The following is a 12831-nucleotide window of genomic DNA, read 5'->3' as shown; positions in this document are numbered from 1 at the left end:
CCATAGCTACTATTTCTCCAACTCTTCCAGGTTTTACTGATGTTCCATGTTCATTGATTACTTTCAATTTAGTTCCTGGAATTCCTTTACCTATGGAACCTAACTTTTCTTTTAATAAATTTGGTGGAAGATATGATAATCTTGAAGTTGCTTCTGTTTGTCCATACATTATATAAATATCCACACCTTTAAGGATATTCATTAATTCCTCTATAAAAATATTAGCCATCCTCCCACCTGCTTGAGTTATATATCTTAATGAATGAAATTTTGTATTTTTTATATCGCTGTTTTTCAATAATATTTGAAAAGTACTTGGTACACCTGCAAAACCTGTACATTCATATTTGTTTATGTCATCTAATACTGTCTGTGGGAACATAAATTTATTATTTATAACTAAGCTCCCTCCAACTCTAAAATGTGTATGTAGAAGTGAAGTTCCATAACAATAATAAAATGGTAACACTACTTCTATTCTATCTTTTTCACTTAATCTTAAATATTCTATAATTGAATTAGTATTATAAATCAAATTGCTGTGGGTTAAAACTACTCCTTTAGGTTTTGCTGTAGAACCAGAAGTAAACAAAATTAATGCAACATCATGGATCTTTACATTGTTATCTATATCTTCTTTATAAATATCTAATTTATCCATATCTTCTTCTGTATATATCTCCATATCATGTGATATAAGATTTTCTATTTTATTCATTAGCTTCTTTTGAATAAAGACATATTTTATATTTAAGGATTTTAATATATATTCTATATGGTCCATAGATAAACTAGGATTTATAGGAACACAAACTGCCCCACTTTTTATTATCCCAAAATAAGCTTCAATAAAAAAAAGAGAGTTTTCTGCCATTAAAAGGATTGGATTCCCTTTTTCTATCCCTTTGTTTTTTAAGCAATTGGAAATACTATTTACTTTAAAATGTATGTGTTTATAGGAATATCCTTCCTTATCTATTACAGCAACTTTATCATAAAATCTTGATGTTTCAAAAATATAATCTGTAAAGGTCATATTTCCACGCCATATTTTTTAAGAATAGTTTTTATATCTCCTATTGTATACATTCTAGATATATCCACAACATTTATTGAAATATTAAAGTATTCTTCTAAATTATTTGTTAAATCTACATGTGCTAAGGAATCCCATCCTTCAATTTCATCTGGTCCTAATTTATCATTTGTATAGGATTCATCTTTAATATTAAAAACATCACATAATATTTCATTAAGTTTTTCTAAATTGTTCATAAAAAGCCCTCCTACCATATATATTTTTATCTATACTTAAAATATAGCAAATATCATACCAACGCTTAAAGACACAAAATGGTTAGTATTTGTTGCAAAATTGCAACAAATACTAACCATTTAAATTAAGTTATATCATAATTATAATTACAAGCCCCTATTACAAGAATATTTTTCAAATGATGCAAAAATGCATCTTGTTTTATTCTTGCATCAAAATAATTATATTATAATTGTATTTCCCCACAAATTTTATGAAGCATATACTTAAGTACACCTCAATTAATAATCATTTAAAACCTTATATTCTATTAACTCATTTCTTAAATTTACGGAGTTATCAAAAAGTATAGTTTTAAATCCTAGTTTTTTAGCACTTTCTATATTACTTTTTGTATCATCTATAAATATAGTTTCCTTTGGATTGATTTCATATGTCATAATGAGTTTTTCATAAATTTCATTTTCTGGCTTAAGTAACTTTTCTTTAAAGGAAATTATACCTCCATCAAAATAATTAAAAAAATCATATCTTTCTATTACATTTTTGTATGCAAGCAAATGAAAATTAGATAGAGCTAATGTTTTATAGCCTTTTAATTTAACCTCTTCTAAAATTTTCACTGACTCTTCTATAGGAGTAAGCAATTCATACCAGTTCTCCATGCAAAGCTTTATTAATTCTTTATTATTGAAACTTCTATTACATATTCTGTTTACAGCCTCCTCTTCTGTTATATCTCCTTTATCAAGTAAAATCCACTCTTCACTTAAAAATATTTCTTTGTATACTTCTTGAACTTTAATCTCATCAGATAACTTACTTCTTAAATATTCTATAGGCTTAAAATTTAATAATACGTTTCCTAAATCAAAGATTATAGTCTTAATCATCTTGTCCTCCTATATATATATATAATAAATTGCGTATTAAAATTTTACCATTTACTATTATTGTATAATAATTTATCTAGTGTTACAATTTTTTAATCTTAATAATATGCTAAAAATAATAAACTCCCAGTTTAAAAAACTGAGAGCTTTTTACTTATTTATTTTGATTTGTGGTACTCCTCTAATAATTCTTCAATTACATGTAAACATCTTCTTCCTTTACAAGCACCAGTACCCGCACCTGTAGCAGTTTTAACATCTTCTAATGTTCTTGCACCTGATTTTATAACACTTTTAATAGTGGCTCTATTTACGTTTTTACATACACATACTTTCTTCAATTTATCCATTATTGCTTCATTTGTATTGTTTTCCATATATTTACCTCCTGTAAATTCAATAATCACTATTATCGAATAATAATTATTATATCATTTATTTCTAAAATTATAAATATATCTCTTATAATATTCTCATATACAATAAACAATTATTCTAATATAATTATTTTTTCATAATCACTTAATTTATAGTTACAATTTATTTTAAAATAACTTACGCTATTTTAGGGAACATTAAGATGAGGTGATTCTCCATGTTTAAAAAAGTGACCGTCCTTTTAATTACATTCATATTAATATCATCAAATGTTTCTGCTAAAACAAATATAGATATTGAAATTTTTGATATAAGTAAAGAAAAAGTTATAATGAACGTTCCTTCAAATCCCACAATGCAAAAAGAAGTTGAAAATTATCTCGAAGGAATAAAGAGTATGTATTGTAAATTCAATCCTATCCCTGATAAAGGATACATGATTAAAATTCCTTTAGAAAATCCAGCAATGGTACAGAATGAATTTATAAATACTTTTGTTGATGTGGTAATTATAATATTCCCCAAAGGAGAAGAACCATATTTAATGGTCTTTGATGATAAAGATAGAATGATTTTTTTCACCTTTCAAGGAGATACAGATACACTTATAAAAAGTCTAAATTTAAATCCAAGCACCTTACAATAAAACTATTATAATCCCTAGTAACAATTTTAGCTTATATCAAATTTGATATAAGCTTTTATCTAATTATCTAGTCGAAGAAAAGCTGTATCCACTTAATGAAAGCAATACTTGAGAAGGAAGATAAAAAATCCATATTAATAGTCCTGAGGTTCTATGTAATAGTGTAGACAATTCTCCAGATAAATCTATTAATCTGGTTATGTTATATAAACCTACGTTTATATCTCCTAAAAGAAAAAGTAGCATAGCTAATACTATCATATATTGATTTGGAGATGGATATAGGTTGTTTTTATAAACCTTTATAGCTCTTGCAATACTTGTAATTAAACATAATAAATAAAAGAATGCTACTACAAGTAATATATCAAGCTTTACAACCCAAAAATTAATTATCCTATAGAGAATTGTTATAGTACAAGATACCATTACAAAACTTAAGATTGTGAATTTAGCTTTAGTAAGTTCATATCTAATAGAGTAAAGTATTTGAACTATGCAAAAAGAGCCTACTCCTAAAGTAAAATAATTTAGAATAAGAAGACATAAATCTGCAATAACAGTAAAAAAAAGCCCTCCTTGAAGCAAAAATAAATCTCTCTTATTAAAAGAATCCTCACCTATCATAAGGGATATTATAAAACAAAGTATTGTACATATATATTTAATTCCATCAGATGATATAAACATCTTCACATTGAAACAATCCATATATAGAAATAAAAAATATAATATGCACACTAATACTAATAAAATTTTAAGAACTACTTTCTTATAACTTATGCTTTCCATTTTTATCACCATGCCATAATAAAGATTTTTACTCCCTTTATTTTGTGCATGATGTGCCTTAATTATTTAACTTTTTTTTCAACACTCATTAAGCCTTTTAAATACTCATTTAAACTTAACTTAACCTGCTCCATGTCCTTTAAAGTATCCTCCGTAAATTTTCCTGAGGCCACTAAAGCATTTGAAGATTTTACTATGTCTTTCAGATAATCACAGTATTTTTCATGAATAGAATTTAATTCTTCCTCATGAGGTAATTTTAGAACTTCTTCTAAGTATTCATTGAGTTTCTTATTCTCCTCTTTAAACTTTTCAAAGGATTTATTATCTATAGCATCTAAGCTATTATCGATTGATTTCTTTATCTTTCCTGTGTAATCATAGAGCTGTTTTGTATAAATAGCATTAGCTTTTGTTGAATTAAATATATCCATTGGACTTTTCCCATCGATAACTCCTTTTATTACAATAAAAGCAAACAGTGCTACTAAAACAAATATAATAAACTTGGCTACCTTTTTAATTAGGCATACCACAATACTTATAGCAAGTATAACTACTAATATAAATAATATTTTATCTGTATTCATATGTAATATCCTCCTCTTCCTTTTTATAATAATAAAGTATACCATAATTAAGGCTACTATTTTAAGAATACTGCAAATATATTCTTAAAAATACTTTAAAAATCTACAGGAAAACTATATCTAGTTAATATATAACCTCTATGCATTTGTCAATAGAAAAAGTCGCCTATGGTCTAACACTCCATGGCGACTAATATAAGGGTAAACTAAATTAGCTAATATTACTTTAAACTTCCATAATAATGGGAAGTATAATTGGTCTTCTTTTTGTCTTTTCATACAGAAATTTTTCTAGAGATTTTTTCATATTTGCTTTTAATACATACCATTCAATAATTCTATTGTCTAAACAGTTCTCCAACTCTCTTCTAACAATTTCTTTTGATTCATTAATTAAATCTTCTGATTCTTTTGCATACACAAATCCTCTAGTGATTATGTCTGGACCTGCTATAATGTTATAGGATTCTCTTTCTATGGTCGCAACTATAGTAATCATGCCGTCCTGAGCTAGATGTTTTCTATCCCTAAGTACTATATTTCCCACATCGCCTACTCCAAGTCCATCTACAAATACAGCCCCTGTAGGAACTCTTCCTGATATTTGAGCTTCTTCACTAGATAACTCTAAAACTTCACCTGTTTCTAAAATAAATACATCTGATTCTTCCATACCTAGTTTTTTAGCTAAATTAGCATGATGTCTCAAATGCCTATATTCACCATGAACAGGCATGAAAAATTTAGGATGAACTAATGTATGAATTAATTTCAACTCTTCTTGATAAGCATGACCTGATACATGCACTTCTTCTAAATCTTCATAAATTACGTCTGCACCTTTTTTATATAACTGATTAACTACTCTAGATATTAATTTCTCGTTTCCTGGAATTGGCGATGCTGAAATAATAAACAAATCTTTTGGTTCAATGGCAATTTTTCTATGGGTAGAAAAAGCTATCCTTGCAAGAGCTGACATAGGTTCACCCTGACTTCCTGTAGTTATTATTGTTATCTGTTCGTTAGGATAATTGTTTATTTCATCTACAGTTATAATATGGCCTTCAGGTATATGAAGGTAACCTAATTCCATAGCTAACTGTGATATATTTTCCATGCTCCTTCCGCTAAAAGTTACCTTTCTTCCATACTTTAAAGATGCATCTATTATCTGTTGCATTCTATGAATGTTAGATGCAAAGGTAGCCACAATAACTCTTCCTATAGCATTAGAAAATATTCTAGTTAAAGTTTCTCCTATAGCTTTTTCTGAAATTGTATGTCCTGGACGTTCTACATTGGTACTATCAGCCATAAGCAATAGTATACCCTCTTTGCCTAAACTTGAAATTCGCTCTAAATCCATAACTGCTCCATCGATAGGTGTATAATCTATTTTAAAATCACCGGTATGCAATATTATACCTACTGGTGTGTGAATTGCCATAGCACATGAGTCTGCTATACTATGAGTAACTCTTATAAATTCTATATCTAGCTCTCCTGCTTTTATTGTATCTCCAACCTTTACTGTGTTAAGCTCACAATCTGAATCTATACCGTGTTCCTTTAGTTTGTTTTCAACTATACCTAATGTCAATCTTGTACCATAAACAGGTACATTAAGCTGCTTCAAAATATATGGTAAAGATCCTACATGGTCTTCATGACCGTGAGTTAAAAAAATGCCTTTAACTTTATTTGAGTTTTCTAGTAGATAGGATATATCAGGAATTACTAAATCTACGCCATACATCTCTTCATCTGGAAATGATATTCCACAATCTATAACAATAATCTCATCTTTATACTCAATAGCCGTTATATTTTTGCCAATTTCTCCAAGTCCCCCTAAAGGAATGATTTTTATACTACTCTCACTTTTCACTGGACTGCCGCCTCCTTAGATTTTTTTAAATTACCTTTTACTATCTTATTAATTTCATTTCTTTTATTTTGCCTTCCAGTGATGAATTTAATTCTCTTTCTTATTAAAACTTTATTTTTAATTTTTATACCAACGTCTATTAATTTTATAAACTTTATATAATTTGAGATATACTCTGTATAGTATTTTTAAGCTATGTAAAATATATCGTGAATAACTTTCCCATCTACCACTTCACTTTTACGCCATGAGCTCTCATCATTGAGAACTTGCCATCTTCTTTCATCTTTTATATAATTCCAGTCTTTATCATTTTGATAGAATACTTGAATGTCTGATGCTTCTAGAATATTTAATATCTCATTATCATGATAATTGTACTCATCATAATCTGTTAAAGCTCTTTGAGCCATTTCAGAATAGCATTTATTTAACTCCAATAAAAGATTATTAATATCCTCTCTAAGATTTGTTATATTTAATCCTATAGACTTTGCCTCTCTTGATGTTATAGGATAACCATGAGATGGGTAATCTCCATTTAAATGATTGCTTATTCTGTCACACTCTTCATTATCATTCATGTGATATGACAAAATTTCCTTACATATTTTAATAGAAAGAGAGCTAGATCTATCTAATGCTCCAATAACAAGAGGGTGAACATATTTAAATATATCTGAATAAGGATTTCCATGATGTTCTTTTGAATTATTGTCCCAAAGTTTAACAATTCTATAAAGCTCATCTTGACTTACTCTCACTCTTCTATTGTCACGCTCATCTATAGGAGATAAATTATGCATTATAGATGAATCTATTGCTGTAAGAAAGGATAAAGGTCCCATGGAAATTTCATTAGCACCCAATGCAATCATTGTAGCTGATGAAGCACATTCTAATGGAATAAGTGCCGTAACATTATTACTATAAGTCCTTATGAGATTTACTATCCTTAGAGCTGCTTCCACATCTCCTCCATCGGATTTAATAAAAATTGATATTTTCTCATTTTTTCCTATTTGCCTAAATATTTCATAGAGGGCTAATACGTCATTTTGGCAAACTCCTCCTCTTTCTGATGTCCAATAGACGATCATCTTATGCCCCAACATATCTTCAATTTTGGATATTAAATGTTGAGTTTCTTGAAATAAAACCGGTGGTTGCTTAATCCTGATTTCATTTTGAATGGAGTTATTCTCATCACCTATTTCTATTTCCTCTTCTTTTATATTTTTATTATCTTTAAAAAGCATAATAATTACTCTCCTTAAATCATATGTTAAAAGTTTATTTTAGAAATTTATATATTATATTTACATATCACTATTATCGATAGTTATTCTCCAATACCTTATAATTATCTGTAAATCTATGGTTATTAAATATTTATTCTTGTCCCTGTTTTAATATACTCTATCCTGTCTCCTAAAATACCCTTCAATGTTTTGTATGCTTTTTCTCCAGTACAATGTCCTGTATATACTTTTTCTATATTCTCAGAAATAATCTTTTCTGTAATTATGTTAATCTCATCTTGTGAAGCACTTGATGACTTTATTATTGGCAATTTAACTAGATGAAAACCACCTATGATAGCTTTAATATTTATATCAGGAAAAGCATTCTTGGATGCTTGTATCATATTTGCAGCACCATTGTGCGAACATCCTGTAAATATGCATATCCCGTCCTGCTCCCTTATAACCATAATTAACTCATGCTTAAATTTATCTTTAGTTAGTTTATCTTCTTCTCTCGAGTATAAATAGTTATTGCCCTTAGGAATCTTATAGGATTTATCTATATCTGTAATAATATAAACATCTTCAGCTATTTCACTAAAACTATCAATATAATTAATTCTATTGGAGTATTCCTCAAAGACCTTCTTATCAATTCCAACGCTTTTATTAAAAAACATATAATGAAAATAATAGTCTTTTGAAGCTTCTCTTTTCATATATACTTTTGCCTTACTATTTATTTTTAAAAATGATAAAAGCCCTCCTCCATGATCACAATGGCCATGAGAAATTACTACAACGTCAATATCTTCTAAGGAGACTCCTAATTTCCTTGCGTTAGTAATAAATGCATCAGTTCTACCTGTATCAAAGAGTATACGTTTGTTGTCTTTTTCCACATAAAGACATAATCCATGCTCATTAATTAAATCCTTTGAATCATTATTTATATTTTCTATAAGTGTAATTATTTTCATGAATTTCTCCTTTACAAAATATCATTAATCTATATATCTTTTTCGTTTTTTCTCCTTATAAATTTTGCTTTAAAAACCACCTATTAACTAGATGAATCAAAGTATCATAATGTTCAAGAAAACTATGATCAGCACCATGGATAACCTCTAATCTAGAATCCTTAGAGAGCAATGACATGCCGCTTCGAGATCTCTTACAAAGAAGATTTTCTTCTTCATCATTATTACCATGAATTATTAAAATAGGGCAGTTAATATCTTTTAAAAGCTCTTTTTGATTGATTAATTCAAAATCTATAAGCATTTGCTTATCAATTATAATTTCTTTTCTTACTCCTTCAGACAAGTATTCTGTTATATATCCTTTTTCTTTTAATTCTTTCATTTGTTCTTTTGTAAAAAATTCATACCAATCATACTTCATTGAATCAGTTAAGGCTCCCGATAACACCATTGTTATGATTTCTGGAGTATAACACTTTAGACAAATAAGACTACCCAAGCTATGACCATATAAAGTAATCTTTTTATACCCTTTTGACTTTGCAAATGCAATTGCTGAATTCAAATCATCAACCCTTTTATCTACGGTTAAACTATCATCGTCACTCTCTCCACAACCGCTAAAATCAAAGGTTACAACACTATATTTAGATTCATTGAACGCCTTTGCTAATCTCTCAAATCTTCCTTTTGAATATTTATCAGACAAAAATCCATGACACATTATAATTATTGAACTAGAAACAGATGGATAAAGATTTCCTACCAAAGTTAAATTTCTCGAATTTTTAAATTTTACTCTTTCCAATATTCCCTCCGCTTTTCTCTAATGTCTTTTTGCAACTTAATATTAAAGTATTAATAAATTTCATATATAAAGTTATACTTTGTATTCATTAGTACAAAAATACTTTATTAATGATTCAATTAATATTCCAAAATATAAAATTAAACTTGTTACTAATAATTCTTTAATAGTTAAGTGTCTTTATAATTTCAGATACTTCTGATTTCATATTTAGAAAAGTATTTATTTCAGGATGGTTTTCATAAAACCCTAAGTCTGTTGTTCCACCTAAAAAATAGGTTACACCATTTATTTCATAATATTTCTCACAACCATAAATTGAGTCATACATATTTTCATCTAAGTCATCTGTTTTTTTAATTATAGTAAAAAACATTCCCATACCATCCTCTACTTTTTCCTTTGGCTTAAAGTAAACGGTAATGCTTGTATCATCTTCTACAATTTTATACTTATTCTTCCAACTTTCAGGGAAGACAAGTGAAAAACCTAAATTACGACTTTTAAATTCATCTGATTTTACAATTACTTCAGCTTCAGTTTTATAGTCTTTTGCTTCATTTTGATTAGAAATTTCTTTTCTTGAACATCCAATTATAGATATTAATGACATAATAATCAAAATACTTATCAACAGCTTTTTCATATTTTTTCTCCTTTTATTATTAATCTTTTTTAAATTTCTAAATTATAAAAATTAAGTGTCATTAGATCCATTATACTATATTTCCTTATAAATCCATGATTTAGCATTGTAATTTTTAAAAATATACAATTACTAATTATTATGATTTTCCCTCTTTATTATAGTTCTTCTTGCCCTTGTAACAATTCTTTTTGTTTTTTATATTAGATTCTTCTAGCTATTCGTTACAAATCTTTAAAACTCATTCAGATTTTGATTTGCTGGCATCATTTAATCAGTTCCCAGCAGAATCTTGAACATATTTAGACTTATCAGATTTAACGGGCTCAATTAAGCCAATGCTAATTCAGGTTATTCTTTCAATATATCTATATGTTTGCTCCAATAAATCGGATGGCTTTTAAGCCTTTATTTATTCCAAAGTTCCTAATTTCAGTTAGCATATCTTCTAAATAAGCTTGCAGATTAATTTCTTGTAGTGTATTACCTAGAAGAATTTCATGATCAACTGCTAACCATTCAGTTAAATTAACACTTTCAATTTCTCCTGTAGTTAATAAATCCATATTTATCTATAATATATATTAAAAATTTTTTAGTATTTATTATTTTCTAAATCTTCTTTTTGAATTTGTTTCAAATGTAATATCTGAAAATACTCCCTTATAGATGTCTTCATCTAAGAACTTTAATACTGCCTTCATTTCCTTCTTCTCATTTGGAAGAAGAATTCTTTCCGTTCCTTCTCTATTTACTACATTTAAAGGTACATTAAACTTTTTTGCTACTTCTACAATTTCACTAACTTCATTCTTTTGCAAAACTTGAGAATCTTGAATTAGCGCCACTTTTTTTCTAACCCATGAATCTGCATTTTCCTTAAAATTATCTTTATCCATTACAAAAAATTTATCATTATTTATAAAAGTTCTTAAGTCCTTATCTGTTGCACTTCTATAATACATAGATAAATCGAAAACTTGTCTAGCATTGTAATAAGACTTAAATAATAGATTATTATTTCTATAGATACAATCTATTTGTGTATTTATGCTTATTCCAAAGGAATTAACTTTTTTGAGAGTGCCATTTATATGTAAAAAGCTCAATCCTTTACTTGTTATGTATTGACTTTTATTAAATCTTTGAAAGGCTATTAATGTTTCAGTTTCAATTGTGCCAGTAAATATACATTTTATATCTGGGTATTCATTGTCTACAGGAACAAATATATCAACGCTGGTAGGTTCCTTTAATGCATTTAAAATGAAGTCATCGATTTTGTAATCAACAATTTGTTGAATTTGATATATATCTGCATTATAGCCAACCTCAAAGTCGATAACTTCAGTATTTTCTTCTAAAACAGTATTTACTGCCTGTGAAAATAAATGGCATAAGCTGTTTTGTCCTTCTCTATTCACATTTAATCGTTTTATGATTAATTCTCCACTTTCTTCTTTTATTATTATAAAAAATGTTGTATTAATAAACATATTCCCTTACCTCCTAGTATCTAATACCATATACTCTGTTAATTGAACTACTTTTTTAATACTGGTGGTGTTTCTTAAATCTTTTTTTGTTAATAATAAAAAAGTGATATTATTTGATGTTGTTACCTCATAAAAATGATATCCCAGTAAAGTGATCAAAGGGTTAATGTGATATGAATTTGTACCCCATACAACAATAAAAAATAATATGAAAATGAATATTAAAACTTTTTTGTTTATTTCATTTGAGGCAAAATTGACAAAGGGTAAGAGATATGCTACTAAAAATCCAACTACTTCACCGTCAGCAGTTTTAATAGAATTAATATTGAAATCAATAATTTGAATATTTTCTCCAGCAAATTTTAATAAGCACATACATATTACTAGCAATCCAATAGTAATAATTAATGGTGATATGATATTCATCCAGGGCTTATTTTCCAACCATAATACAAATGAATATGTTAATAAAACTGGAGAAAAAGATGTAGAAACCAATAATACCTTGGCTATTTTACTTAGCACAATATCACCTCCTACTATAGATTTAGCACACATGTATGCAACAACATTAAATTAATATTCCCTCTCCTTTTAATGCCGCAAGCTTTAATTACATTATAATCCATAATATAGAATAATTACATATAAAAAAATAGCTTATTAATTCAAAAGCTGATTATTAAGAATAATGATTATCTTATAAAAGCAATAAATTAAGGGCAAATTGTTAATTGTTTTGAGATTATCGTCATGCATAAAAATTTTAATTTTACAGATAATATCATATGTACTCAATACTTTTATACAGGAGGTGGGAAGAATGATACCAGAAAAAATGAGCCGTCCTAATGAAGGAATTAAATGTGTTGTTAACACTTGCCATTATTATATGTCCGGTGACCATTGCACAGCAGAAAAGATAGAAGTTCAACCTAAGAATGCAGCTAATACACAAGAAACGGATTGTGCAACATTTATTACAAAAGAACAAGCGCATATGTAAGTTTTAATTCTATATCATTATGTTAGAGTTAAGTCTCTTTTGAATACCGTATTATTCAGGAATGAATTTTACGGTATTTTTACGTTATATTTCAAATTAAAAAATTTCTCCTTTTTACTTGCCTGATATAGAAATATTTTTAAGCCATCTGCATAGTATAATTTTAAAATATTTTT

General features: G+C 27.5%; 16 protein-coding genes. 2 read left to right on the top strand and 14 right to left on the bottom strand.

Features of this window, described 5'->3' with window-relative positions; translation table 11 throughout:
- The 4 genes from RYO54_RS09920 to RYO54_RS09905 all read right to left on the bottom strand — a co-directional run.
- A partial coding sequence (locus RYO54_RS09920) for an AMP-binding protein (protein WP_315118178.1) occupies positions 1 to 1036 on the bottom strand: 1036 nt, incomplete at its 3' end.
- Entirely contained in the window at positions 1033 to 1275 is a 243-nt protein-coding gene (locus RYO54_RS09915) for an acyl carrier protein (RefSeq protein WP_315118176.1), read from the bottom strand. The genes RYO54_RS09915 and RYO54_RS09920, both read right to left, overlap by 4 nt.
- A 282-nt stretch (positions 1276 to 1557) precedes the next feature.
- Positions 1558 to 2169 (bottom strand): HAD family phosphatase, encoded by a 612-nt coding sequence (locus RYO54_RS09910; protein WP_315118174.1) that lies wholly within the window; start codon positions 2167 to 2169, stop codon positions 1558 to 1560.
- A gap of 158 nt (positions 2170 to 2327) precedes the next feature.
- Entirely contained in the window at positions 2328 to 2546 is a 219-nt protein-coding gene (locus tag RYO54_RS09905) for a (2Fe-2S)-binding protein (protein WP_315118172.1), read from the bottom strand.
- Between the two features lie 218 nt (positions 2547 to 2764).
- On the opposite strand from RYO54_RS09905, the gene RYO54_RS09900 reads away from it, so the two are divergent.
- Entirely contained in the window at positions 2765 to 3193 is a 429-nt protein-coding gene (locus tag RYO54_RS09900; protein WP_315118170.1) for a hypothetical protein, read from the top strand.
- A gap of 63 nt (positions 3194 to 3256) precedes the next feature.
- On the opposite strand, the gene RYO54_RS09895 is transcribed toward RYO54_RS09900, so the two are convergent.
- The 10 genes from RYO54_RS09895 to RYO54_RS09850 form a co-directional block, all read right to left on the bottom strand.
- The gene (locus RYO54_RS09895; RefSeq protein ID WP_315118168.1) at positions 3257 to 3997 is read right to left on the bottom strand and encodes a lysoplasmalogenase family protein; all 741 of its coding nucleotides are present in this window, start codon (positions 3995 to 3997) and stop codon (positions 3257 to 3259) included.
- Positions 3998 to 4047: 50 nt separating this feature from the next.
- Positions 4048 to 4575 (bottom strand): hypothetical protein, encoded by a 528-nt coding sequence (locus tag RYO54_RS09890; RefSeq protein ID WP_315118167.1) that lies wholly within the window; start codon positions 4573 to 4575, stop codon positions 4048 to 4050.
- 226 nt (positions 4576 to 4801) lie between these two features.
- Positions 4802 to 6466 carry a ribonuclease J gene (locus tag RYO54_RS09885; RefSeq protein ID WP_315118165.1) on the bottom strand — a complete coding sequence of 555 codons (1665 nt, stop codon included), beginning with the start codon at positions 6464 to 6466 and terminating at the stop codon, positions 4802 to 4804.
- Between the two features lie 188 nt (positions 6467 to 6654).
- Complete coding sequence (locus RYO54_RS09880) at positions 6655 to 7725, bottom strand: SDH family Clp fold serine proteinase (protein WP_315118163.1); 1071 nt, start codon at positions 7723 to 7725, stop codon at positions 6655 to 6657.
- Between the two features lie 125 nt (positions 7726 to 7850).
- Positions 7851 to 8693 carry an MBL fold metallo-hydrolase gene (locus RYO54_RS09875; RefSeq protein WP_315118161.1) on the bottom strand — a complete coding sequence of 281 codons (843 nt, stop codon included), beginning with the start codon at positions 8691 to 8693 and terminating at the stop codon, positions 7851 to 7853.
- Between the two features lie 55 nt (positions 8694 to 8748).
- The gene (locus RYO54_RS09870) at positions 8749 to 9504 is read right to left on the bottom strand and encodes an alpha/beta hydrolase (RefSeq protein WP_315118159.1); all 756 of its coding nucleotides are present in this window, start codon (positions 9502 to 9504) and stop codon (positions 8749 to 8751) included.
- Positions 9505 to 9667: 163 nt separating this feature from the next.
- Entirely contained in the window at positions 9668 to 10150 is a 483-nt protein-coding gene (locus RYO54_RS09865) for a hypothetical protein (protein WP_315118157.1), read from the bottom strand.
- Positions 10151 to 10518: 368 nt separating this feature from the next.
- Positions 10519 to 10716 carry a hypothetical protein gene (locus tag RYO54_RS09860; protein ID WP_315118155.1) on the bottom strand — a complete coding sequence of 66 codons (198 nt, stop codon included), beginning with the start codon at positions 10714 to 10716 and terminating at the stop codon, positions 10519 to 10521.
- 39 nt (positions 10717 to 10755) lie between these two features.
- Positions 10756 to 11646 (bottom strand): Kiwa anti-phage protein KwaB-like domain-containing protein, encoded by an 891-nt coding sequence (locus RYO54_RS09855; RefSeq protein ID WP_315118153.1) that lies wholly within the window; start codon positions 11644 to 11646, stop codon positions 10756 to 10758.
- 6 nt (positions 11647 to 11652) lie between these two features.
- Positions 11653 to 12174 (bottom strand): hypothetical protein, encoded by a 522-nt coding sequence (locus tag RYO54_RS09850; protein WP_315118151.1) that lies wholly within the window; start codon positions 12172 to 12174, stop codon positions 11653 to 11655.
- A gap of 298 nt (positions 12175 to 12472) precedes the next feature.
- On the opposite strand from RYO54_RS09850, the gene RYO54_RS09845 reads away from it, so the two are divergent.
- The gene (locus RYO54_RS09845) at positions 12473 to 12655 is read left to right on the top strand and encodes a DUF1540 domain-containing protein (RefSeq protein ID WP_315118149.1); all 183 of its coding nucleotides are present in this window, start codon (positions 12473 to 12475) and stop codon (positions 12653 to 12655) included.
- Positions 12656 to 12831 lie beyond the last annotated feature (176 nt).

Source organism: uncultured Clostridium sp., assembly GCF_963515715.1.
GTDB lineage: Bacteria > Bacillota > Clostridia > Clostridiales > Clostridiaceae > Clostridium_AW.
Note: the sequence above shows the minus strand (reverse complement) of the source record. Positions and strands in the feature narration are given on the sequence as shown.